The following is a 23,633-nucleotide window of genomic DNA, read 5'->3' on the forward strand; positions in this document are numbered from 1 at the left end:
AAGAATTTAAGTTTCTGATAATCTTGATAAGGTCGTAATAAAAGTTATATTTTTTAGGAGGAAATTATGGAAAACACGCAAAAGATAAAAATTGTAACTGCTGATCCATCAGCATTAGGATTATTTGGACTAGCAATAATTACTTTAGTAGCTTCATCACAAAAATTAGGAATAACTTCAGGGGTAGCATTAGTATTCCCATGGGCAATATTCCTAGGAGCAACAGCACAATTATTTGCATGTATTAATGATTTTAAACATGATAACACATTTGGAGCAACAGCATTTGGAGCATATGCATTCTTCTGGTATGCAATGGGATTCACTTGGTTAATCCAAAATGGAGTATTTGGTGAAAAGTTAGCTGCAACAGCAGATACTAAACAATTAGGATTTGCATTTTTAGGATATTTAATATTTACAATATTCATGACAATTGGAGCAATGGAAACTCACAAAGTATTATTCACAATATTTGTTTTAATTGATTTCTTATTCTTAGGATTATCATTAAATTCATTTGGAATAATGCCAGAACTTTCACATGGATTAGCTGCTTGGTCAGAATTATTAATAGCTATTATGTCATTCTACGGATGTGGTGCAGCTGTATTAAATAAGCACTTTGGAAAGGTATTTTTACCAGTTGGTAAGCCTTTTGGAATATTTAAATAATACACTTAATATTAAAAGGAAAAGTTTTATAAACTTTTCCTTTTTTCTTTATAAAAATAAATGTATGTTGTATACTTAAAATATAATTAAACAAATGAATAAATAAGGAGTTAATTATGAAGATTAAAGTTACAGTTAAAGGTCAAAAAGATCCGATTATTTATTCTGGTGACAGAATCGATGTTTTGGATTTTGAAATGAATGGAGAAATGTATAAACAAATAAGATATTTCAGAAAAGGATTTTCAAAATCAGAATTATTAAAAGCTGATTTAATAACAAAAATTATTGAAGTTGAAAAATAAACGTATTAGATAATGCGTTTATTTTTTTATTTAAAATTAAATTAATAAAATTTATTTGCTAGAATATAATTTAATTTAAATAAAAGCGAATTATATAAAAATAAAAATTTAACTTATAAAATAAATGTAAATTTATTAAAAGAATATCATAGTTGAAATTTAAAATTTAATAAAAAAGATAGTAACTTTAAAAAAAGTTTATTTATAAGAAAAAATTTAAATAAATAATAAAATTTACATTAAAATATCTAAAAATAGTATAAAATGAAAAAATATATGCTAAAAATACAAAAATAACTCGAAAATTTATTTCGCTAAATAACCATTTAGCGAAATAAATGTCATTGTTAGCACAAAATAGCTATGATATAATGAAATCAGAATTAAATCTAGTTTAAGGAGGATTTTACATGGATGAAAATGATAAAAATACTAAAACTAATAAACAAAATAACTTTGATCTAAACGAAATTGTAAAAAAAGATACTTATAATAATTTAGAACAAAAAAATAGATTTGGTATTGAAGTTCAAAATAATAATAAATTGCCTAAAGTATTAGCTGATTTTTTAAGTTATTTAGAAACTATTAAAGGAAAATCCTATAATACAATTGAAGCTTATAAAATTGATTTAAGTTTATTTTTTAAGTATTTAAAAGTATATAAAGGTTATTACATACCAGATGATATAGAATTTGAAGAAATACCTATAAATGATTTAGATGAAACTTTTTTAAAAAGTATAGATTTAAGTGATTTATATGCCTTTTTATCATTTGTAGAAAAGCAAAGAAATAATGGAACTTATGCAAGAGCTAGAAAAGTTGCCACAATTAAATCGTATTTTAATTATTTGCATGGAAAAGCAAAAATAATCACTTATAATCCAGCATCTGAGTTAGAGTCACCGAAAATAAATAAACGACATCCAATTTATTTAACACTAGAAGAAAGTGTATCTCTACTCTCCTCTTTAGATGAAAAGAATTGTAATTACTTAAGAGATTATTGTATTTTAACTTTATTCTTAAATTGTGGCATGAGATTATCTGAATTATGCTCTATAAAAATAGATAAGATAAAAGGCGATACATTAACTATTATAGGTAAAGGTAATAAGGAACGTACTGTTTACTTAAATGAAGCATGTATAAGTTCAATTGAAGATTATCTTGCAAAACGTAATGATAATAAGGCTACAGATGAAAATAAAAAATTTTTATTCTTATCATCTAGAGGTACTCCAATAAATAAAAGAACTGTAGAATTGCTTGTTAAAAAACATGTTAAGAATGCAGGATTAACTAATGAAAAATATACTCCTCACAAGCTTCGTCATACAGCTGCTACACTTATGTACAAGCATGGTAATGTTGATATTAGAAGCCTTCAAAGTATATTAGGACATGAAAATATATCAACAACCCAAATTTATACTCATGTAGATGAAGAAATTTTAAGAGAAGCTGCTAAATCTAATCCATTAGCAAGTATAAAAAGTAAATAAAGAACATATGTTCATTGCTCGTGAAAATGGCATTTTGTTATTAAATTAATAATTAAATATAAAAAAAATGAAAGAAACTCAAAAAATAAATAAGTTTCTTTCATTTTTAATAATTTCTATTTTTTCATTTTTCTTATTCCAGGATATATTTCTTCTGTTAACTCATCTAACTCAGTATCATTATCAACACCTAGTTCATCGAAGTATACAATATTATCAAACGCATCTACATAATCATCTTCTAAATCCATTTTATCTAGAATATCATTATAGTTCTCTAATGTTATTTCTTCATTTATATTTTCTTCAGAATCCTTCTCTTCTTCCTTTAAGGCTTCTAATGCATTTTTAAGTTCTTCTTCTATAAATGAATTCTCTTCTACAGTCTTAGCTATATCATCAATATTTATGGCTCTTATATCTATCCCATCTTCTTCTAAACATTTACCGCAATTATCACATATTTTTTTTGAAAAAAGATCACAATAATCATCTTCAGTATATTTATAAGTCATTAAATCACCACCTGTTTATTTTAACCTTGTTATTTTACCAGTTTATTAAAAATATTTCAACTAAAATATTTTACAAATAGAAGAACATAGGTTTGATATAGTGCTATTCTTATGATATAATGATAACAAAAGCGAGGTGTTGAAAATGCGAGAAGTAAGTGATAAACAAAGTGAAATTTATGAGTTTTTAAAAACTTTCACTGATAACAAAGGATACCCTCCTTCAGTAAGAGAAATCTGTGAAGCTGTTGGATTAAGATCGACTTCGTCTGTTCATGGTCATCTTAAACGTTTAGAGTCAAAAGGATTAATAAAGAGAGATCCTACTAAACCAAGAGCTCTTGAGATTATAGATCATTCATCAAGAAAGGAAATGGTTAACATTCCCATCATAGGGAAAGTTACAGCTGGTATGCCTATACTAGCTAATGAAAATGTTGAAGGAATATTCCCTGTTCCGCTTGATTATATTAAGCATAATAAAGAATTATTTATGTTAAATGTAAGTGGAGAAAGTATGATTAATGCTGGTATTTTCGATGGTGATTTAGCAATAATTGAAAAATGTCAGACTGCAAGAAATGGTGAAATTATAGTTGCTTTAATTGAAAATGAAGCTACTTTAAAAACATTCTATAAAGAAAATAATTATATAAGATTACAACCTGAAAATGATAAAATGGATCCAATTATAGTTGAAGATTGCGTCATTTTAGGTAAATTAGTTGGTTTGTTTAGGACATATTAATAATTAAGGAATCATACACTATTGTATGATTCTTTTTTATTATATTTTAAAGGTGTGTGGTTCTTATGCAAATTGTTTTAGGGAGATTTATAAAGAAAAAGGAGGATTTTGATAGTGAAAATATTATTTGCCCAATAAAGGATTATGATAGAGATAAATATTTAAATAGAAGAATAATTATTAGGATTTTATTTGTTATTTTATATGGTTATGAATTAGGTTATATGTTGGCATTAAATTCTAATACAATTAATGATATAAAAGTTACTGTAATAAATTTTGTTTTATTCTATGCACTTAACTTTTATTTAATTCAAATACCTCATGAATTTATTCATACACTCTTCTATTCTAAGGCATTTACAAATAAAAAAAATAAATTAGTATTTTTTAACAAAAAAAGAATTGTAACAACAGAGCTTGAAGAAAATACAAATACATGGCTTATGATTTTAAGCTTAATTACCCCATTTTTACTATTTTCCATATTGCCTATAGTATTAATTAATAACATAGGATTTGATATATACTTATATTCATTATCATTTGCAAATGCAATATTATCATCTGAGGATTTATTAAATATTATATTATTATTCTTTTCTAAGAAAAATGATGAAGGCAAAAAAACTTTATATGTGATTCCTAATAATTATGATTACTTATTAAATAATAATACTTCTTCTCTAGAAAATGATGAGTTATTTAATGTGTATACTTCTAAGGATGATATAAAGTTAGAGGATACTTCTCTCCTACCAACTTATATTGAAGCAGAGAACAATGAAAATAAAACTACTGCTATTGATTTTAATGAAGAAAAGTTAGAAGAAAATAAAGAAGATGATTCTATTATAGAAAATGAAGAAGAAAGTAAAGTTTATGAAGATAGCATTAAAGATGCTGGTATTAAAATAATTATTGAAGAGATTGATGATGTAAATGATAATAATAATGTATATGAAGATATAGATAATTTAAAACAAGATGATAGAAATGATTTTAATAGTATTATGGTAAATAAGTTAATTAGTGAGATAGATCAATTAAGCCCTCAAGAAAGTAATAAAGAAGATCAAAATAATGATGCTAAAAATGAGGTATCTGTGACAGAGGATTCTTTTATAAATAATAAAGCTAGTGAATTAATTAGTGTAATTGAACAAAGCATTATTAATGATAAATAATAATATTAAAAAAGCGAAGAAATTCTTCGCTTTTTTAATTATAGTATGCTATTTAAAGAAATTAATATACCAATTTTAGCATGATCAAATGTTAATCCACCTTGAAGGTAAGCTATATAAGGCTCTCTTATAGGTGCATCAGCTGATAATTCAATTGAAGATCCTTGAATGAATGCTCCAGCAGCCATAATTACTTCATCGTTATATCCTGGCATTGCCCATGGTTCACATTCAACATAAGAATCAATAGGTGAACCTTTTTGAATTCCCTTACAGAATTGAATTAATTTTTCTCTATCATTAAATTTTATAGCTTGAATTATATCACTTCTTTTATCATTATATTTAGGTAATACTTCAAATCCTGCTATCTCCATTATTCTAGCGCAGAATACAGCCCCTTTAAGAGCTTCCATTACTATATGAGGGGCTAAGAATAGTCCTTGGTAAAATTGTCTCATAACGCCGAATGTAGAGCCACACTCCCCTCCTATACCTGGAGTTGTTAATCTGTATGCAGCTTGTTCAACGTATTTCTTTTTACCAGCTATATATCCACCTGTTGGTGCTATACCACCACCAAGATTTTTAATAAGTGAACCTGCAATTAAATCAGCACCAACATCTGTAGGTTCTATAGTATCAATTAATTCACCATAGCAGTTATCTACAAATACACAAACATCACTTCTTATTTCTTTTATTACTGATATTATTTCACCAATTTCAGATACTAAGAATGATTTTCTCCAACCATATCCTGTACTTCTTTGAATATGTACTAATTTAATTGATGGGTCTTCCTTAAGAACCTTTATAATAGCTTCAGTATCGAATTTACCATCTTTTAAATCAACTTGCTTATAATTTACTCCATATTCTTTTAATGAGCCTATATTTTCTTTACCGCTAATACCTATAATGTTATGTAAAGTATCATATGGTGCTCCTGTGATACAAACCATAGTATCATTAGTTCTTAAGTTACCCATTAAGGCACATCCTATAGCATGAGTACCATTTACGAAATGTGGTCTAACTAAAGCACTTTCAGCATTGAAAATTCTTGCATAAACTTTATCTAAAGTATCTCTACCAATATCATCATAACCATAACCAGATGAATTTGTAAAATGCATATCACTTATTCTTTCTTCTTGAAATGCATTAAGAACCTTAAGTTGGTTATACTCTCTTATTTCATCATAAATTTTAAATTGTTCTTCTACATCATTTAAAGCTTGTTTGTATACTTCAAATACACTTGGCTTAATGTTGTATGCTTCCATCATTAACTTTTCTGTTTCTCTTAACATTAAAGTTCCTCCATTTTATAATATTTCATAACTATTATATATAATATAAAACAAAATATAAAGTTTTTACAAAAATAAATTAAAAATTAAAGAAAAAGGAACTGCAATTTGCAGCTCCTATATGTTTTCATTATCAGAAAAAGGTAATGGTTTTGCTGGTGTAATAGTAGTAATTGAATGTTTATATATAAGCATTTGTTTACCTTCACTATCTAAAATTACAGTGAAACTATCGAATCCTTTAACGATACCCCTTAATTGAAATCCATTTACTAAATAAATAGATACAGCTGTTTTGCTTTTTCTAGCATTATTTAGAAAGATATCTTGAATATTATTGCTTTGTTTATTCAATATAACCACCTCCATGGCTAATAACTAATTAGATTTTATATCATTTGTTATTATATTAATTATCTCTTCATCAGATAATTCATCTTTATTTAAGAAAATAGCTCTTGGATCTTTTCTAAACCATGTTAATTGACGTTTAGCATAATTTCTTGATCCTTGTTTAATCATTTCTGTAGCCTCTTCTAATGATATAGAATTTTCAAGATACATTAAAACTTCTTTATATCCTATACCCTGCATTGCCTGCATAAGAGAATTATACCCATTTTCTTTTAATTTAATACATTCATTTAAAAGACCTTTTTCAAACATAATATCTACACGCTTATTAATTCTTTGATAAAGTTTTTCTCTATCCATATTTAATACATAGTAATGTACGTCATATTTACTTTTGTAGAAGTCCTCTCCTGCATTAAAAGAACTAAATGGTTTATTAGTTACCTTATAAACTTCAAGAGCTCTTATAACCCTTTTTCTATTGTTTGGATGTATTGATTCATAACTTACTGGGTCTATATCTTTAAGCATATTATGAATATAAATATCACCGTGTTCTTTTGCAAGTTCTTCTAATTCTAATCTATAAGCTTCATCATTAGTTGCATCAGTAAAATTCATATTACATGTTAATGCATTTATATAAAGGCCTGTTCCTCCAGTTAAAATAGGAAGTTTATCCTTTGATAGTAAATCATCAATAATAGGTTGTGCCATATTTTTAAAGTCTACTACGGAAAATGGTTTATCTGGTGTAGTAACATCTATCATATGATGTTTTATTCCATCCATTTCTTCAGTAGTAATTTTAGCTGAACCGATATCCATGTATTTATATATTTGCATAGAATCAGTAGATATTATTTCGCCATTTAACTTCTTAGCTAATTCTATCGATAAAGCCGTTTTTCCTACTGCTGTAGGGCCAGCTAATACAAGTATTTTATTATTCATTTTTTTAACCTTCCTATACTATTCGTCTAAACTTTTTATCTAATTCATATTCAGTAAATTTTATGATAATAGGTCTTCCATGTGGACAATTAAATGGATTATCAATATATCTTAAATCAGAAATTAATTTTTCCATTTCCATTTGTGTAAGGTAATCATTAGCCTTTACAGCTGCTTTACATGCCATTGTTGCAATTTTATTTAGTTTTACCTCTACAGTTTTTCCACTTCCTAAATTCTTTAAATTATCGATTATACTTAATAAAAAGTTTCTTGAATCTAATTTTCCTAAGAAGTATGGTACTTCCTTTAATGAAATTGTATTTCCTCCAAACTCTTCTATAACAAAGCCTGAATTAATGAAAATTTCTTTGTTTTCCTTATAACACTCATAATCATCTAAAGATAAATCTATAAGACAAGGAATAAGAAGTTGTTGAACTACTATTTCACCATTTTCTATATCATTAACATATTTTTCATATAGTATTTTTTCATGTGCTGCATGCTGATCAATTATATAAAGTGTATCTGAGTATTCTGCTAAAATATAAGTTTTATTAAATTGCCCTATTATTCTTAAGTCTGGAAACTTTGCCTTTTTTACTTGTGATAAACTACCTTCAATCTCTTTACTTTCGTTAATTACATTATTGTTCATAGTAGGAGATGAATTAGATTTATTAGTGTAATCTAAATTAACACTTTCATTTTTTTCAATGTAATTAGTGTTATTAGGTGAAGTGTAAATTGATACATTATCATTTACTGAATTGTTATTAAGATTTTGAAGTTTGTTTTTATTTATTTCCTTTAATCTATTATATAAATCCTCTTCTTTTGCAACATCATGAATAGTAATATTATTGTATATATCATTAATAGATGGTTCAACTTTGTTGTTTTGTATTAATGATTCACTTGTTTCAAAAGTTGATGTAGCTATAGATTGTGTTAAAGGAAGGGGTGTATCTAAATCTAACTTAATTTCCTCAATTTCTTCTACTGGTTCTTTATCTTCTTTTTCAGCAAAGGAATTAAAAATATCTTCTCTTAAAGCAGAATGAACAGAATCAAATACTCTCTTATATATAACTCTCTCATCTTTAAATTTAATTTCAGCTTTTGTTGGATGTATATTAACGTCAATATCCTCAGGATTTAATTCTATAAATAAAACAAAGAAAGGAAATTTATTCACTGTTGAAAATGATTTAAATGCATTTTCTACTGCAGCAACAATAGTTTTATTTTTTATATATCTATTGTTTACAAAGATACTTTCATTATTTCTTGAACCTCTAGCAATTATTTCTTTACCTATATATCCATGTACTTTTAAATAATCATCTTCGTAATTAAAAGGTAATACATGCTCAGAGATGTTTTTACCGTATATTGTTCTAATAGCATTTAATAAATTTCCATCTCCATAAGTATGAAGAGTTTTTTTACCATTATTAAATAATTTAAAGGAGATATTTGGATTACTTAATGCAACTCTTAAAATAATATCATTAATTAAACTTCCTTCTCTAGAAGTAGATTTTAAGAATTTTCTTCTTGCAGGAACATTATAAAATAAATCTTTTACTTCCATATAAGATCCATTATTCATACCAAAATCATTTAAAGAAACTTTTTCGCCAGCTTCTAAAACTAATTCTTTTCCAAAATCACATTCTGCTGGTTTACTTCTAAATGTTAATTTTGAAACAGAAGCAATTGATGGAAGTGCTTCCCCTCTAAAACCTAAAGTATTAATGGAGTAAATATCTTCAACATTTTTTATTTTAGAAGTCGCATGAGGCATAAATGCTTTTTCTATATCAAGGTTATGTACACCTACCCCATCATCTATTACTCTAATTGTTGATATTCCACCATCTTCAATTTCTACAGTAATATTTTTAGAATTAGCATCAATTGAATTTTCAACAAGTTCCTTTACTACAGAGGAAGGGCGCTCTACAACTTCCCCTGCAGCTATCTTATTAGATGTATGTTCATCTAATATATTTATTCTTTTCATAGAGCACCTCCTATTTTAGTTTTTTTGCATCTTGAACAATTTTAAATAAAGTATTCATTGCATCTAATGGTGTCATCGTCATTACTTCTATATCAGCAATTTCATTTAATAAGCTTTCTTTACCAATCATATTAAAATCAATTTGCATCATTTCAGTGTTTTCTTTTACTACTATTGGTTCTTTTTCAGTTTTATTTATAGAAGGTATTTCTGTAACTTTTTTATCTTCTATAACTTCAACATCCTCTTTTTCAACAGCAGCTTCTTCTTTAACTTTAATGTTATTATCGTTACTTTCTTTATAGTTATTAAATAACTTATCAATTTCTATTGATTTTTCATTTTCTAATTTACATAAAATATGCTTAGCCCTATCTATTACCTCTATAGGTAATCCTGCAAGTTTTGCTACTTCAATACCATAAGATTGGTCAGCGCCACCTTCAACAATTTTTCTTAAGAATATAACTTGATCATCACTTTCTTTTACTGCAACAGAATAGTTTTTAACACCTTCTATTATTCCTTCTAATTTAGTTAATTCATGATAATGTGTAGCAAATAAAGTTTTACATTTTAAATCACTATTATTAGATATATATTCTATTACTGACCAAGCAATACTTAATCCATCATAAGTTGAAGTACCTCTTCCTACTTCATCTAATAAGACTAAGCTATTTGGTGTAGCATTTTTTAATATGTTTGATACTTCCCACATTTCAACCATAAATGTAGACTTTCCACCTGCTAAATCATCTGAAGCACCAATTCTTGTAAAGATTTTATCACAAACTGATATATTAGCACTTTTAGCAGGAACAAATGAACCTATTTGAGCCATTAATGTAATTAAAGCTACCTGTCTCATATAAGTAGATTTACCTGCCATATTAGGACCTGTAATTAATAATAGTCTATTATCTGTAGTATTAATTTTAGTATTATTAGATACAAACTCACCATTACCTATTACCTTTTCTACAACTGGATGTCGTCCATCAGTTATATCTAAATCTCCATTAGTATTAATTTCAGGGCGTACATAATCATTGTCTACAGCCACCTTAGCTAATGTAGAAAGGGCATCTAATGATGATATTATATTTGCACTGCATTTTAATCTTGGAATTTGAGCTTCAACTTTATCTCTAAGCTCTACAAATAATTCATATTCAAGAGCCATAAGATGTTCATCAGCACCTAAAATCTTTTCTTCTACTACCTTTAATTCTTCAGTGATATAACGTTCTGCATTTGCTAGTGTTTGCTTTCTTATATATCTTCCTTCAGGAATTAAATTATAGTTTGCTTTAGATATTTCAATATAATATCCAAATACTTTATTATAACCAATTTTAAGTGACTTAATACCTGTAAATTCTCTTTCTTTACTTTCTAATGAAGCTATCCATTGCTTTCCGTTTAATTTAGCCTCTCTTAGCTCATCTACCTTGCTTGAATATCCTTCCCTTATAATATTTCCTTCTTTAACAGAAGTTGAAGGATCATCTAATAAAGCTTTTGAAAGAAGCGTTCTAATGTCATCTAATACATCTAAATTGTTATACCAATCAGATAATAAATCAGCTTTACACACTGATAGTTTTTCTTTTATTTCAGGCAATTTCATTAAAGACATATTTAAAGAAACTAAATCTTTAGCATTTACATTTTTATTAGATATTTTACCTACAATTCTTTCTATATCATAAATGTTTTTTAATGACTCTCTTAATTCTTCTGTGAAATAAATATTATTAAATAATTCATCTACAGAATCTAGACGTTTATTTATTTCTTCCTTATTAATTAAAGGCTCTTCAATCCATTTTCTAAGTGTTCTTCCACCCATAGTAGTAGATGTTTTATCTAATACCCAAATTAAACTGCCTTTTTTTGATTTTTCCTTTAAGTTTTCAGTTAATTCAAGGTTTCTTCTAGAACTACTATCTATAGTCATATAATTTACTATGTCATATGATTCTAAAACATTTATATTAGAAAGGCTCATCTTTTGAGTATCTAATATGTATTTTAATAATATTGAAGAGGCAATTTTACTTCTTAAATCTAACCCAGCTACTTCAACTTCACTAAATTGATTTATAAGCTCCTCATCAGTACAATTAAAATTCATAACATTCTTTTTAGTAATTAATGCATTTGAAATATTATGTATTTCATTTAAAAGTTCTTCATTAAAGTTTACATCAACAAGTACTTCTTTTGGTGATATTTTTGATACCTCATCTAAAAGTGTTGTTTTTAATTCTTTAAAGAATGTTGTTTTAAATTCACCTGTAGATATATCTGAAGAGGCTATTCCATAATATCCATCTGAATTATAAATAGCCATAATATAAGTGTTTTTATATTCCTCTTCACCATTATTTTCTGAGTATGTTCCTGGAGTTATTACTTTAATTACATCTCTTTTTACTATTCCTTTTGCTACAGCAGGATCTTCAACTTGTTCACATATTGCTACTTTAAATCCCTTGCCTACTAATCTTGAAATATAGTTAGCTGCAGCATGAAATGGGATTCCACACATTGGGGCTCTTTCTTCTAAGCCACATTCTCTTCCTGTTAAAACTAATTCTAACTCTCTTGAAGCTGTTTTTGCATCTTCAAAGAACATTTCATAAAAATCACCTAATCTATAAAAAAGGATACAATCCTGATATTTATCCTTTATTTCCATGTATTGCCTCATCATCGGTGTCAATGCCATGATAGTTACCTCCATTAATTATATTATAAAGCCTATTTTTTAGCTGTTTATCATGTATTATACAACATATTTTTAATATTATAAAGTAAGAGTATAGGTAAGATAAAATAATTAAGATTTAAGAGATTTTGATTAAAACCACAGCTTTTCTTAACTTTTACTTCCTATATTATATTTATAATTCTATAGACGTTAAAATAAGGATAACTCTAGTATTAAGAGCTATCCTTATTGTACTTATTTTACTACTTCACCAACTAATGAGAAGTTTTGTGCTTTAGTAACTTTAACATTTACTATATCACCAACTTTTACATTATCTCCAGTAAAGTTAACTAATCTTCCGTTTCTAGTTCTTCCAGAAAGTTTACTTTCATCATTTTTACTAGTACCTTCTACTAATACTTCAACAATCTTACCATCATAAGCTTTGTTTTTAGCTATAACTCCAGCATTAACTGCTTCAACTAATCTATTAAATCTATGATGTTTATCTTCTTCAGAAACTTGATCTAACATCATATCAGCTGGTGTATTATTTCTTCTTGAATATATGAAAGTAAATGCTGAATCATATTGAACTTCTTTTACTAATTCTAAAGTATCTAAGAAGTCTTCCTCAGTTTCACCAGGGAATCCAACAATTATATCAGTTGTTAATGAAACATCTGGGATTTCCTTCTTGATTTTATTAACTAAAGACATATAGTATTCTCTAGTATAATGTCTATTCATTTTCTTTAAGATTCTATCAGAACCACTTTGAACTGGTAAATGAATTTGTTCACATAGCTTTCCACATTCTTTAACAGCCATAATAACATCATCATTTAAGTCTTTTGGATGAGAAGTCATAAATCTTAATCTTTCTAATCCTTCTATTTCATTAATCATTCTTAAAAGATCTGCAAATGATACTTCCTCTTCTAGACCTTTACCATAAGAGTTAACATTTTGACCTAATAAAGTTATTTCTTTATATCCTTGAGATACAAGTCCATTTATTTCTTTAATTATATCTTCAGGTTTTCTAGATCTTTCTCTTCCTCTAACATAAGGAACTATACAATAAGTACAGAAGTTGTTGCATCCGTACATAATAGTTACAAATGCTTTAACATCACTTTGTCTATCAATTGGTAATCCTTCAACAATTTCTTCTTCCTTATTGAATATTTCTTTTATTTGAACACCTTCAGTTCTAACTCTATTTAAATACTCTGGGAACTTATAAGCATTATGTGTACCAAATATTATATTAACATAAGGGAATTGACTTAATATTTTATCAGCCATTCCTTCTTGTTGCATCATACAACCACAAATACCAATTATTAAATCAGGATTTTTTTCTTTTAATTTTTTTAATTGACCTAAGTTACCAAATACCTTATTTTCAGCATTTTCTCTTACACAACAAGTGTTAAATAAAATTATACTTGCTTCATTTTTATCTTCAGTTCTAGTATAGCCTAATCTTTTAAGCATTCCAGAAAGTTTTTCAGAATCCTCTTCATTCATTTGACAACCATATGTATGAATATAATAGTGTTTCATTTCTTTAGTATCAGTTTCTTTCATATTATCTAATAATTTATAATCAAATTCTTTAGCCATTACTAATTCCTCCATTGTTATTTATGTAAAATCAAATCTCAATGTATTATAACATAAAATTTTGTAAAAAATAAAGAGTAAAAGCTTTAATAGCTTATACTCTTTTACTCATAATTAAAAAAAATAATTAAAATCATATAATTTTATCTATCTTTCCCACTTATTAATAATAGATTTAGATTTAAATCCTATCCAATTATACAATTTTAGGGCACTATAATTATTTTCTTCTACTCTAATAAACAATTCATTAATTTGCATTTTTTTTGCGGCATTAATCAATTCATTTAATAGTATTTTACCAAATCCATATCCTCTAAATTCTTTAAGTATTCCAAAATTAACTACAGTATACATATCACGATTAAATATTATTTGGCCATAACCTATTGCAATATTATTTAATTTTATAAACAAAGATAAGTCTTCCATATAATAATCTTGTTCAATGTCATTTTGTATATCCTCTACTTCTAGAGGAATCCTTGTTGTAGCTGAAAAAACTGAATTTTGAATTTTACATCTTAACTCTTCATCTCTATCTAATAGTACTTTTTCAGTAGTAATATTAATGTTTCTTATATTCCCATTATATAAGTTATTTAAAGAGTTAATTACATTAGAATTATGTTCTAAGCTATTTTTTAAAAGAGCAACTTGAGCTGCTTTATTATAATTACTTAATTCAATATTCATTAATAAAGAGGGTTTAACTTTTTTAAATCCTAAATTTATAAGCATTCTATTAGTATCTTCATCATTACATGTTTCATAAGAGAGAATAGTATTGTTAAAGCTTTTTAAAATTTCTGGACTTAACAAATCAATATATTCAGGTTTAATATATAAAGACCAAACTCTCACTGGCATTTCCACTGGAATTTCATACCATATATAACCTATAACTTCTTTTCTATAAATAAATAGCTTAACAAATTTCTTTAAAAAAATTTTTAGAAAAAATTTTTCGTTTTCATAGTATTCAAAAAAGTTTTTATCATAATTTTCTTTACTAAATCTCTCTAAATTTAAGTTTTTAAAATTCTCAAAATTATTACTGGATAACCTTTCTAATAATACCATACATAACCCCTAAACTTAACTTTCTAATAATCCCCTTATAGATAAAAAGATTACACTTATATATATGTGTAATCTTTCTTTATATTGCTAAAATTATTGTGCATCTTTAATGCTTAAAGCAATTCTTTTGTTTTCTTTATCAATACTTAATATTATGCATTTTACTTCTTCGTTAATGCTTAATACTTCAGATGGATGTTTAATATGGTCATGACTTATTTTTGATATATGAACTAATCCATCAATACCTGGTTCTAATTCTACAAATGCACCAAAATCATTGATTCTTACAACTTTTCCTAAAACAGCTGAATTTACAGCATATTTTTCATCTACTACGCTCCATGGTTCTGGAGTTAAAGCTTTTATACTTAATGATAATTTCTTTTCAGCCTTATCTAAGCTTAGTATTTTAACATCAACAATTTCACCAATTTTTAATACTTCTTCACATGAGTTAATATGTTTCCAAGAAATTTGTGATAAGTGAATTAATCCGTCAATTCCGTTGATTTCAGCAAAAGCACCAAATTTTGTAAATCTCTTAATTTCTGCTTTTACTATATCTCCTTCATGTAATGATTCCCATGCTGCAGCTTCTTTTTCTGCTTTAGCTTCTTCTAAAATTACTTTTCTTGAAGCTACAATCTTTGAAAGATTATCTCTTGAAAAGTCTATTAATCTTACATTTAATGTTTTTCCAACTAAGCTTTCTTTATCTTCAACATATTTAATATCTATTTGTGAAGCTGGTATAAATATTCTAACAACATTATAATAAGCAACTAAGCCTTTTTCTTTAGCATCTTTTATAACAACTTCAAATTCAGCTTTTGTATTGAATAGCTCTTCAAGCTTTTCTAAAGTAGATTCCTTTTCATATTCTAATCTTGATAATACAACGTAATTATCTTCATTTTTTAATTTTATAACTTTGGCTTTAATTTTGTCGCCTACTTTTAAGTTTTCTAAAACTGAATTTATTCTGTCCTCAGATGCTAATTCTTTAAAAGGAATAACACCATCAGATTTATATCCTACTAAAGATATTTGTAATTGACTATCTTTAATTGAAAGTATTTCACCTTCAACTTCATCACCTATACGAAATCTTCTATCCATTTCATTCATTAAAATTAATTGTTCTTCCATTTTTAAAATCCCTCCATAATATTGATTACTTCTTTTATAATCCAATCTGGAGTTGATGCTCCAGCTGTTACCCCTATAGTTTTTATATCTTTATCTTTTAAAATATCTTTTGAGATTTCTTTAGCATTTTCAATGTGAATAGTATTTTCACAATTTTTCTTAGCTATTTCATATAACTTTGTTGTGTTTGAGCTATGTTTTCCACCTACTACAACCATAAAATCAACTTTTTTTGATAATTCATAAACACTTTTTTGTCTTTCTTCTGTTGCTGCACAAATAGTATTAAATGATTTTAAATCATCATAAGTATTTATTGATAGGTTATTAATAGTTTTATCCCAATTTTCTTCTTTTTCGGTAGTTTGAGATACAACACATACTTTTCCAGATAATTTTTCATTAAAACTACCATCTTTTGTAATGATAGCAGAATCATTACACCAGCCATTAATTCCTATTACTTCTGGATGATTTTCATCTCCTAAAATAACAATTTTGTAACCTTCATTTGAAAATTTATTTACTTTCTTTTGAATATTAGTTACGAAAGGACATGTTGCATTAATAACAATAAGTCCTTTATCAGTTAAATAATCAAAAACTTTTTTTGATACACCATGAGATCTTATTAAAATAACATCTCCTTCATTTAGTGTATCAACATCGGTAATATCTATAGCATATATATTATTTTCTTCTAAATAATTAACTACATCACTATTGTGAATTAACGGACCTAATGTATATATTTTTTTATTATACTTATTTTGAGTTTTGATTGCTTCATCTACAGCAAGCTTAACTCCAAAGCAAAAACCAGCATTTTCAGCTAATAATACTTTCATAATATTTCTCCTATGTTTAAAATATTCTTCTTATCTATTGTAAGGCATTTTCTATAAAATTACAAATTATTTCAGTTACTTCATTAATATTATAGTTTGAACTATCAATTTCTATTGCATCATCAGCTTTTCTTAAAGGGTCTACTTCTCTATTACTATCAATATAGTCTCTTTTGATGATATCTTCTAGTAGCTTGTCATAACTAACGTCTAAACCTCTATTAACTAATTCTATAAATCTTCTTCTAGCTCTTTCTTCTGGTGTTGCAGTTAAGAAAAATTTGAATTTTGAGTTTTTAAGTACTACAGTACCAATATCTCTACCATCCATAATTACATCATATTTTTCAGACATCTTTCTTTGTAAGTTTACAAGCTTAGCTCTTACTTCAGGAATAGAAGCATATTCAGAAACAATTTCACTTATTTCTGGAAGTGTAATTTCATCTTGAATATTAACGCCATCTAATATTAAATCGTCATTTTCAAAATGCATCTCCATTTTATCAATCATATTCATTAACGCATCAACGTCAGTTGTTTTAATATTGTTTCTTTTAGCTAATAAAGCCACAGCTCTATACATTGCACCTGTATTTATATACATTAAATCGAATTTTTTACCTACTAATTTTGCAATTGTACTTTTCCCCGCTCCTGCTGGTCCATCTATCGCTACAGATATTCTCATAATAATTATCCACCTTTCAAACATTTACATCTATCTTATGTACTAGTACATTATAATATTAAAAATAAAATTTCTCAATAATAAAGGAAATTAGACTCACTTAATTGGAATTTTAAGTAAGTTTAATTTAATAAGTTAAAGATTTAAAATCTAGCTTAAATGCTACTTCCTGCTATATATCCTGTTGATAATGCGATTTGCACATTATATCCTCCAGTAAAGGCATCAACGTCAATAACTTCACCTGCAAATGATAAATTTGATATTATTTTTGACTTCATCGTTGATGGATCAATTTCTAATGTATTTACACCACCGGCAGTCACTATTGCTTCTTCTATAGGGCGAAGGCCTTTAATTTTAGCTTTAAGATTTTTAAGAAGGTAAACAAGATTCTTTCTTTCTTCTTTTGTAATTACATTGACTTTCTTATTTTCAGGTATATTTGAGAGTTTAATAATTAAAGGAATCATTTTTTGTGGTAATAAATCATCTAAAGAATTTTTAAATTCTTTATTTTGATATTTTAAGAAATCCTTTTGTAATCTCTTATCAAGTTCACTTTCATTTAAAGCTGGCTTTAAATCTAACGAAACTTCATAATTACCATCATTTTTTACATATCTTGACCCACTTAATACTAATGGCCCTGACATTCCGTAATTAGTAAACATCATTTCACCTTGATTTTTATAGACTACTTTATTATTTTTTAAAATACTTAAAGATATATTTTTAAGAGATAATCCCATTAACTCCTTAAGCCATGGCTCATTTAGTTCAATTGGAACTAAAGAAGGTTTTAAATCTATAATTGTATGTCCAAGAGATTTAGCAAACTTTTGCCCTTCACCTCTAGAACCTGTTAGTGGATAAGAAGCACCACCAGTAGCTAATATGAAATGATCTCCATTTAACTTTGTGGTATTATTTATCTCTACTCCAGTTATTTTATCATTATTATAAATGATATTAGTTACTTTTGAATTTAATTTAACTTGTACATTAGCTTCTTTTAAGCCAATTGAAAGTCCCTTAATTATGTCAGAAGATTTATCTGACATTGGGAAAATACGACCACCACGTTCAGTTTTTAATTTAATTCCTGCATTTTCAAAGAAATTTATAGTATCTTCATTTGTATATGAATATAAAGCACTATATAAAAAATGAGGATTACCTGGAATATAGTCGAAAAATTCACTTATATCCTTTGCATTTGTAACATTACATCTTCCCTTTCCAGTAATAAATAACTTTTTACCTATTCTATCATTACCATCTAAAAGAATTACATTATGTTTTTTTGATGCGTGAATTGCTGCCATTATTCCAGCAGGACCAGCACCTATAACTATGACTTTTGCCATTTAAAGTCCTCCTATATTATTTGTTTATAATAACTAAAGGAATTAACAAATGTTAATTCCTTTTTATTGAAATTTAATCATCACCAACATTACGATTATTGTATGAATAAACATTATATTCTTGCCATATTTCTTCAAGACTGTTAAACGTTGATGAAATATTATCTTTTTCTCTCATTCCCACTGCAATTATTAATGCATTTATTACTGATAATGGAGCAACTAATGAATCAACAAAAGATGCCATATTACTTTGTGCAATTAGTGCATAATCTGCTCTAGTTGCTAGTGGAGATAAAAAGCTATCAGTAACTGCAACTACTCTTGCACCTCTATCTTGTGCAAAAGCTAATGCATCTATAGTTCTGCTTGCATAACGTGGGAACCCTATTCCTATAACTAAATCGCCTTCACCTACATTAATCATTTGTTCAAAAATATCGGAAATACCATATCCAACAGTTTTTACATTTTGTAGGATAATATTTAAGTAAAACCCTAAAAATTCAGCTAATGCCATAGAACTTCTTAATCCTATAATATAAATTCTTTTTGCTGCAAAAATATTATTTACTACATCTTCAAATGTATTATAATCTATTTTTTCCATTGTAGCTCTTATATTTTCCATGTCAGCTTTTAATACACCTTTTAAAGCATGACCTTCAGTAATATAATCACTAGATAATTCTAATCTTTGTACTGTAGTTAATTTATTTTTAATTAACTCTTGAAGCGATTTTTGAAGTTTAGGATATCCTGAAAAACCTAATTCTATTGCAAATCTTACTACAGTAGATTCTGAAACTCCAACTGAAACACCTAGTTTTGCGGCAGTCATAAATGCTGCTTTATCATAATTTTTTAATATGTATTCAGCAATTAGCTTTTGCCCTTTACTAAGCCTTGGAAATCTCATTTGAATTAATTTCATTAAATCCTTTGATTCATCGTTGTTAGTTCTTTCCATTATTTCATTCTCCTATTTCAATTAACTTCAATCATTTTAGCATTTTTTATTAATATAATCAATGAAATAATTAATCTGAAATACAAAAAAATGCAAGTAAAATAAATTGAAATTCAAATAATAATTATTTTTTCTCAATTATCATTAATAGTGGTGATGTGCTAGATCTATTTATACATTCATGTATCATTACACCATACTTGCTTTTAGGCAAATTCTTGGCAAAGTTAATAATGCAATTTTCCTCATCTTTACCTTCATTATGCCCCCTGTAAATAGCTATTGATATAATACCATTTGATGTTAGTAAATCTAATGATTTTTTTATACTTTCTAAGCTTGATTTTGCAAGTGTAGTTATGTTTTTATCTCCACCTGGAAGATATCCTAAATTATAGCAAACACAATTTATTTGTTCTTTCACAAAGCTATCGATTTTGGCATGTGATTCATTTATAATTGTTACATTATTATTCTTATCAACATATTTATCACAAGCACTCTTTTGAATTTCAAAAGCATACACTTTCTTAAAATTATTTGATAAAAAGTCACAATCATAACCATTTCCTAATGTAGCATCTACAGCTATATCTTTAGTTGTAATATACTCTTTAATAATATTGTGAGAAAGTAAACTCACATCAGATACATATTTAAACATAAAAAACTCCTATAAACTTTTTATATAATTTAACTCTTCAGAAGTTAAATTTCTCCATTGACCTTTTTTTAAGTATCCAAGTTTTATATTTCCTATAGAAACTCTTTTTAAGCTTATTACTTCATGATTTAAAGAAGCACACATCTTTCTTATTTGTCTGTTCTTTCCTTCATGTATTGATATTTCAACAGTAGATATAATTTCGTTGCTATTCTTTCTTGAATTAAAAGATTTTTCTTCAGAAATTACATCTATTTCAGCCTCTGCAGTTACATATCCTCCAATATCTATTCCGGATTTAAATTTCTTTAAATCACTTTCAGTAAATTTTCCTCTACATTCAGCTATATACTTTTTCTTTATAGCTACTCTAGGATGAATTATATTATTGTATATACTTCCGTCATTAGTTAATAAAAGCAAACCAGAACTATCATAATCTAATCTCCCGATTGGGTAAATTCTTTCATCTACATTCACTATATCTAATACAGTTTTACGACCTTTTTCATCTTTAGCAGAAGTAATATAACCTTCTGGTTTATTAAGCATAATATATACTTTTTTTTCTTCTATTTTTATAATTTTATCATTAAACTCTACAGTATCTTTTTCTGGATCAATTTTTGTACCTAATTCCTTAACCACAACTCCATTAACCTTAACTTTACCTTCTAAGATTATTTCTTCACATTTTCTTCTAGAAGCTACACCACATTGAGCCATGTACTTTTGTAATCTTTCTTCCATCATTTTCACTCCGTCTCTTAATATTCAAGGTAATTATATATTTAATATTAAATTAATACAACTATATCTTTAATTACATAAAGAAAAGTTGAGCTAAAGTATATTTTATGTAAAAATAATCGATTAATGGATTATTTTATGATAATATATAATTATTACTATTTTTATAAATATTAGTTATGAAAGAAAAGGGGCTAGATATTATGCATTTAGAAAGAATTATAAATGTAAGAGAAAACATAAAGGATACAGTTGTAAAAACACCATTATTATATAGTAATATTTTTAGCGAAATGTGTAAAAATAATGTTTATATGAAATGTGAAAATTTACAATTAACTGGTGCATATAAGTTAAGAGGTGCATTAAATAAAATAATATCATTAAATGAAGTAGAAAAATCAAGAGGTGTTATTTGTTCTTCTGCTGGAAATCATGCACAAGGAGTTACATATGCTTCTTTATTAGCTGGTGTTAATGCAACCATAGTAATGCCTGAAACTACACCATACTTAAAAGTAGAATCAACTAAAAATTATGGTGGAAATGTTATTTTACATGGAAAGTGCTACGATGATGCATTTATGAAAGCTAAGTCTTTAGAAGAAGAGGAAAAAAGAGTATTTATACATCCTTTTGATGATATGGACGTAATTTATGGACAAGGAACAATTGCCTTAGAGATTTTTGAGGATATAAATGATTTTGATTATTTAATAGCTCCAATTGGTGGAGGTGGATTAATAAGTGGACTTAGTCTTGCTGCAAAAGAACTAAATCCAAATATTAAAATAATTGGGGTCCAAGCCGAAGGAGCTCCTTCAATGGCATTAAGTATAAAAAACAATAAGATTTGTACATTAGATTCTGTAAATACACTTGCAGATGGTATTTCTGTTAAGACACCTGGGAATCGAACATTTGAAATAGTAAAAGATTATGTTGATGAGATTATTACTGTTTCTGAAAGTGAAATAGTTGAAGCATTTCTTTTGTTAGCTGAAAAGCATAAATTATTAGCTGAAGCTTCAGGAGTAGTTACTTTAGCAGCACTTAATAAATTAAATGTTCAAGATAAAAAGGTATGTTGTATTATAAGTGGAGGTAACATAGATATGTTAACTATATCATCACTTATCAATAATGGCTTAGTATCTAAGGGTAGATTACTTTGTTTTTCTGTTGAGCTTAAAAATGTTCCAGGTGAATTACTAAAAATATCTGAGATTTTAGCTAAAGAAAATGCAAATGTAGTGAAACTTGAACATAATCAATTTAAAGCAATTAATAGAATTCATAATGTATTATTAGAAGTAACAGTTGAAACTAATGGACATGAACATATACAAAATATCTTAAGTGCTTTTAAGCAAAATGATTATCAAATAAATGTTATGTATTAAAAAATAGGATAATGTTTTTACATTATCCTATTTTTTATTAAACACCGTATTTTTTATAATATTCTGCTATAGCCTCTTTAATAGTATCGTCAATATATATAGTTCCGTCTATTTCTCTATTATATAAATATTCAACTACTTCTGCCATAGTTACTATTGGATAAGTTGTTATACCGAAAGCTTCTTTGATTTCTGATTGAGCAGATTGTTCTCCCTTTCCTTTTTCCATTCTATCTACTGAAATAACTAATCCACATATTTCAACATCGCCTTGAGCCTTTAATATTGGTGCAGTTTCATAAATTGAAGTTCCTGCAGTCATAACATCTTCAACTATAACTACTTTTTTTGTATTATCTAATTTTGCTCCTAGTAAAATACCACCTTCACCGTGATCTTTAACTTCTTTTCTATTAGAGCAATACTCTACATTAGTTCCATATAATTTATTCATAGCTATAGCTGTTGTAACAGTTAATGGAATTCCTTTATAAGCAGGTCCGAACAATACATCAACTTCTGTACCTATACGTTCTTTAATTGTTTGAGCATAGAACTCCCCTAGTTTCTCAAGTTGTTCTCCAGTTGTATAATTTCCAGTGTTAATAAAGAAAGGTGTTTGACGACCACTCTTTGTAACGAATTCCCCAAATCTTAAAACATTACTTTTAACCATAAATTCTATAAATTCTTGTTTATATTTTTGCATAGAAAACAACTCCTCTTATATGTATATTTTTCTTAAATATTGTAA

Annotated in this window: 22 protein-coding genes; 6 read left to right on the forward strand and 16 right to left on the reverse strand. The window is 26.7% G+C overall.

The window, feature by feature from the left end; all coding sequences use genetic code 11:
- The first annotated feature begins 66 nt into the window (after nucleotides 1-66).
- The 3 genes from TY07_RS09510 (at nucleotide 67) to TY07_RS09520 (ending at nucleotide 2,488) form a co-directional block, all read left to right on the forward strand.
- Entirely contained in the window at nucleotides 67-675 is a 609-nt protein-coding gene (locus TY07_RS09510; RefSeq protein WP_042398701.1) for an acetate uptake transporter, read from the forward strand.
- 116 nt (nucleotides 676-791) lie between these two features.
- Nucleotides 792-980, forward strand: a complete 189-nt coding sequence (locus TY07_RS09515) for a hypothetical protein (RefSeq protein WP_042398705.1) — start codon at nucleotides 792-794, stop codon at nucleotides 978-980.
- Between the two features lie 410 nt (nucleotides 981-1,390).
- A complete protein-coding gene (locus TY07_RS09520) occupies nucleotides 1,391-2,488 on the forward strand; it encodes a tyrosine recombinase XerC (protein WP_078061328.1) in 1,098 nt (365 codons plus the stop codon).
- 116 nt (nucleotides 2,489-2,604) lie between these two features.
- Here the strand turns inward: TY07_RS09520 and TY07_RS09525 are convergent, their stop codons facing one another.
- The gene (locus TY07_RS09525) at nucleotides 2,605-3,003 is read right to left on the reverse strand and encodes a hypothetical protein (protein WP_042398708.1); all 399 of its coding nucleotides are present in this window, start codon (nucleotides 3,001-3,003) and stop codon (nucleotides 2,605-2,607) included.
- Nucleotides 3,004-3,142: 139 nt separating this feature from the next.
- Between TY07_RS09525 and lexA the strand changes: the two genes are divergently transcribed.
- Both lexA and TY07_RS09535 read left to right on the forward strand, forming a co-directional pair.
- The gene (gene lexA / locus TY07_RS09530) at nucleotides 3,143-3,751 is read left to right on the forward strand and encodes a transcriptional repressor LexA (RefSeq protein ID WP_221697556.1); all 609 of its coding nucleotides are present in this window, start codon (nucleotides 3,143-3,145) and stop codon (nucleotides 3,749-3,751) included.
- 65 nt (nucleotides 3,752-3,816) lie between these two features.
- Nucleotides 3,817-4,938: a DUF3267 domain-containing protein gene (locus TY07_RS09535; RefSeq protein WP_042398714.1), complete on the forward strand. Its 1,122-nt coding sequence runs from the start codon at nucleotides 3,817-3,819 to the stop codon at nucleotides 4,936-4,938.
- 38 nt (nucleotides 4,939-4,976) lie between these two features.
- Here TY07_RS09535 and TY07_RS09540 read toward each other — a convergent pair whose 3' ends face one another.
- From TY07_RS09540 to TY07_RS09605, 14 genes are all read right to left on the reverse strand, one after another.
- Complete coding sequence (locus TY07_RS09540; RefSeq protein ID WP_423752212.1) at nucleotides 4,977-6,230, reverse strand: methionine gamma-lyase family protein; 1,254 nt, start codon at nucleotides 6,228-6,230, stop codon at nucleotides 4,977-4,979.
- A 141-nt stretch (nucleotides 6,231-6,371) separates the two neighbouring features.
- Entirely contained in the window at nucleotides 6,372-6,608 is a 237-nt protein-coding gene (hfq, locus tag TY07_RS09545) for an RNA chaperone Hfq (protein WP_042398720.1), read from the reverse strand.
- A 24-nt stretch (nucleotides 6,609-6,632) separates the two neighbouring features.
- Complete coding sequence (gene miaA, locus TY07_RS09550; protein WP_042398723.1) at nucleotides 6,633-7,562, reverse strand: tRNA (adenosine(37)-N6)-dimethylallyltransferase MiaA; 930 nt, start codon at nucleotides 7,560-7,562, stop codon at nucleotides 6,633-6,635.
- A 13-nt stretch (nucleotides 7,563-7,575) separates the two neighbouring features.
- Nucleotides 7,576-9,594, reverse strand: coding sequence for a DNA mismatch repair endonuclease MutL (mutL, locus tag TY07_RS09555; protein WP_042398726.1), 2,019 nt, complete (start codon nucleotides 9,592-9,594; stop codon nucleotides 7,576-7,578).
- A gap of 10 nt (nucleotides 9,595-9,604) precedes the next feature.
- On the reverse strand, nucleotides 9,605-12,331 hold the full coding sequence (gene mutS / locus TY07_RS09560; protein WP_042398729.1) for a DNA mismatch repair protein MutS: 2,727 nt from the start codon (nucleotides 12,329-12,331) through the stop codon (nucleotides 9,605-9,607).
- Between the two features lie 237 nt (nucleotides 12,332-12,568).
- Nucleotides 12,569-13,912: a tRNA (N6-isopentenyl adenosine(37)-C2)-methylthiotransferase MiaB gene (gene miaB / locus TY07_RS09565; RefSeq protein ID WP_042398802.1), complete on the reverse strand. Its 1,344-nt coding sequence runs from the start codon at nucleotides 13,910-13,912 to the stop codon at nucleotides 12,569-12,571.
- A gap of 183 nt (nucleotides 13,913-14,095) precedes the next feature.
- Nucleotides 14,096-15,031: a GNAT family N-acetyltransferase gene (locus TY07_RS17265; protein ID WP_052330671.1), complete on the reverse strand. Its 936-nt coding sequence runs from the start codon at nucleotides 15,029-15,031 to the stop codon at nucleotides 14,096-14,098.
- A 93-nt stretch (nucleotides 15,032-15,124) separates the two neighbouring features.
- Nucleotides 15,125-16,183 (reverse strand): S1 RNA-binding domain-containing protein, encoded by a 1,059-nt coding sequence (locus TY07_RS09575; RefSeq protein ID WP_042398732.1) that lies wholly within the window; start codon nucleotides 16,181-16,183, stop codon nucleotides 15,125-15,127.
- A gap of 2 nt (nucleotides 16,184-16,185) precedes the next feature.
- Nucleotides 16,186-17,031 carry a 4-hydroxy-3-methylbut-2-enyl diphosphate reductase gene (locus TY07_RS09580; RefSeq protein ID WP_042398734.1) on the reverse strand — a complete coding sequence of 282 codons (846 nt, stop codon included), beginning with the start codon at nucleotides 17,029-17,031 and terminating at the stop codon, nucleotides 16,186-16,188.
- A gap of 34 nt (nucleotides 17,032-17,065) precedes the next feature.
- A complete protein-coding gene (cmk, locus tag TY07_RS09585; protein ID WP_042398739.1) occupies nucleotides 17,066-17,722 on the reverse strand; it encodes a (d)CMP kinase in 657 nt (218 codons plus the stop codon).
- 155 nt (nucleotides 17,723-17,877) lie between these two features.
- Entirely contained in the window at nucleotides 17,878-19,092 is a 1,215-nt protein-coding gene (locus TY07_RS09590; RefSeq protein ID WP_042398745.1) for a BaiN/RdsA family NAD(P)/FAD-dependent oxidoreductase, read from the reverse strand.
- Between the two features lie 73 nt (nucleotides 19,093-19,165).
- Nucleotides 19,166-20,062 carry a MurR/RpiR family transcriptional regulator gene (locus TY07_RS09595; RefSeq protein ID WP_042398747.1) on the reverse strand — a complete coding sequence of 299 codons (897 nt, stop codon included), beginning with the start codon at nucleotides 20,060-20,062 and terminating at the stop codon, nucleotides 19,166-19,168.
- A 124-nt stretch (nucleotides 20,063-20,186) separates the two neighbouring features.
- Nucleotides 20,187-20,726 (reverse strand): tRNA 5-(aminomethyl)-2-thiouridylate-methyltransferase MnmM, encoded by a 540-nt coding sequence (mnmM, locus tag TY07_RS09600; protein ID WP_042398749.1) that lies wholly within the window; start codon nucleotides 20,724-20,726, stop codon nucleotides 20,187-20,189.
- A gap of 9 nt (nucleotides 20,727-20,735) precedes the next feature.
- Nucleotides 20,736-21,476 carry a pseudouridine synthase gene (locus TY07_RS09605; RefSeq protein ID WP_042398753.1) on the reverse strand — a complete coding sequence of 247 codons (741 nt, stop codon included), beginning with the start codon at nucleotides 21,474-21,476 and terminating at the stop codon, nucleotides 20,736-20,738.
- A gap of 203 nt (nucleotides 21,477-21,679) precedes the next feature.
- On the opposite strand from TY07_RS09605, the gene ilvA reads away from it, so the two are divergent.
- Nucleotides 21,680-22,879 (forward strand): threonine ammonia-lyase, encoded by a 1,200-nt coding sequence (gene ilvA, locus TY07_RS09610; RefSeq protein ID WP_078061330.1) that lies wholly within the window; start codon nucleotides 21,680-21,682, stop codon nucleotides 22,877-22,879.
- Between the two features lie 37 nt (nucleotides 22,880-22,916).
- On the opposite strand, the gene pyrE is transcribed toward ilvA, so the two are convergent.
- Nucleotides 22,917-23,588 (reverse strand): orotate phosphoribosyltransferase, encoded by a 672-nt coding sequence (gene pyrE, locus TY07_RS09615; protein ID WP_042398759.1) that lies wholly within the window; start codon nucleotides 23,586-23,588, stop codon nucleotides 22,917-22,919.
- Nucleotides 23,589-23,633 lie beyond the last annotated feature (45 nt).

The sequence above is a fragment of the Clostridium saudiense genome (genome assembly GCF_000577815.1).
GTDB classification, from domain to species: domain Bacteria; phylum Bacillota; class Clostridia; order Clostridiales; family Clostridiaceae; genus Clostridium; species Clostridium saudiense.

What these genes read in the sequence shown, in the direction of transcription:
- TY07_RS09605 (WP_042398753.1), bottom strand. Translation starts at nt 21,476, where the DNA reads ATGGAAGAAAGATTACAAAAGTACATGGCTCAATGTGGTGTAGCTTCT.
- TY07_RS09580 (WP_042398734.1), bottom strand. Translation starts at nt 17,031, where the DNA reads ATGAAAGTATTATTAGCTGAAAATGCTGGTTTTTGCTTTGGAGTTAAG.
- mnmM (WP_042398749.1), bottom strand. Translation starts at nt 20,726, where the DNA reads ATGTTTAAATATGTATCTGATGTGAGTTTACTTTCTCACAATATTATT.
- mutL (WP_042398726.1), bottom strand. Translation starts at nt 9,594, where the DNA reads ATGAAAAGAATAAATATATTAGATGAACATACATCTAATAAGATAGCT.
- miaB (WP_042398802.1), bottom strand. Translation starts at nt 13,912, where the DNA reads ATGAAAGAAACTGATACTAAAGAAATGAAACACTATTATATTCATACA.
- TY07_RS09510 (WP_042398701.1), top strand. Translation starts at nt 67, where the DNA reads ATGGAAAACACGCAAAAGATAAAAATTGTAACTGCTGATCCATCAGCA.
- TY07_RS09525 (WP_042398708.1), bottom strand. Translation starts at nt 3,003, where the DNA reads ATGACTTATAAATATACTGAAGATGATTATTGTGATCTTTTTTCAAAA.
- TY07_RS09575 (WP_042398732.1), bottom strand. Translation starts at nt 16,183, where the DNA reads ATGGAAGAACAATTAATTTTAATGAATGAAATGGATAGAAGATTTCGT.
- ilvA (WP_078061330.1), top strand. Translation starts at nt 21,680, where the DNA reads ATGCATTTAGAAAGAATTATAAATGTAAGAGAAAACATAAAGGATACA.
- TY07_RS09535 (WP_042398714.1), top strand. Translation starts at nt 3,817, where the DNA reads ATGCAAATTGTTTTAGGGAGATTTATAAAGAAAAAGGAGGATTTTGAT.
- TY07_RS09520 (WP_078061328.1), top strand. Translation starts at nt 1,391, where the DNA reads ATGGATGAAAATGATAAAAATACTAAAACTAATAAACAAAATAACTTT.
- TY07_RS09515 (WP_042398705.1), top strand. Translation starts at nt 792, where the DNA reads ATGAAGATTAAAGTTACAGTTAAAGGTCAAAAAGATCCGATTATTTAT.
- TY07_RS17265 (WP_052330671.1), bottom strand. Translation starts at nt 15,031, where the DNA reads ATGGTATTATTAGAAAGGTTATCCAGTAATAATTTTGAGAATTTTAAA.
- TY07_RS09540 (WP_423752212.1), bottom strand. Translation starts at nt 6,230, where the DNA reads ATGATGGAAGCATACAACATTAAGCCAAGTGTATTTGAAGTATACAAA.
- miaA (WP_042398723.1), bottom strand. Translation starts at nt 7,562, where the DNA reads ATGAATAATAAAATACTTGTATTAGCTGGCCCTACAGCAGTAGGAAAA.
- TY07_RS09595 (WP_042398747.1), bottom strand. Translation starts at nt 20,062, where the DNA reads ATGGAAAGAACTAACAACGATGAATCAAAGGATTTAATGAAATTAATT.
- cmk (WP_042398739.1), bottom strand. Translation starts at nt 17,722, where the DNA reads ATGAGAATATCTGTAGCGATAGATGGACCAGCAGGAGCGGGGAAAAGT.
- mutS (WP_042398729.1), bottom strand. Translation starts at nt 12,331, where the DNA reads ATGGCATTGACACCGATGATGAGGCAATACATGGAAATAAAGGATAAA.
- pyrE (WP_042398759.1), bottom strand. Translation starts at nt 23,588, where the DNA reads ATGCAAAAATATAAACAAGAATTTATAGAATTTATGGTTAAAAGTAAT.
- TY07_RS09590 (WP_042398745.1), bottom strand. Translation starts at nt 19,092, where the DNA reads ATGGCAAAAGTCATAGTTATAGGTGCTGGTCCTGCTGGAATAATGGCA.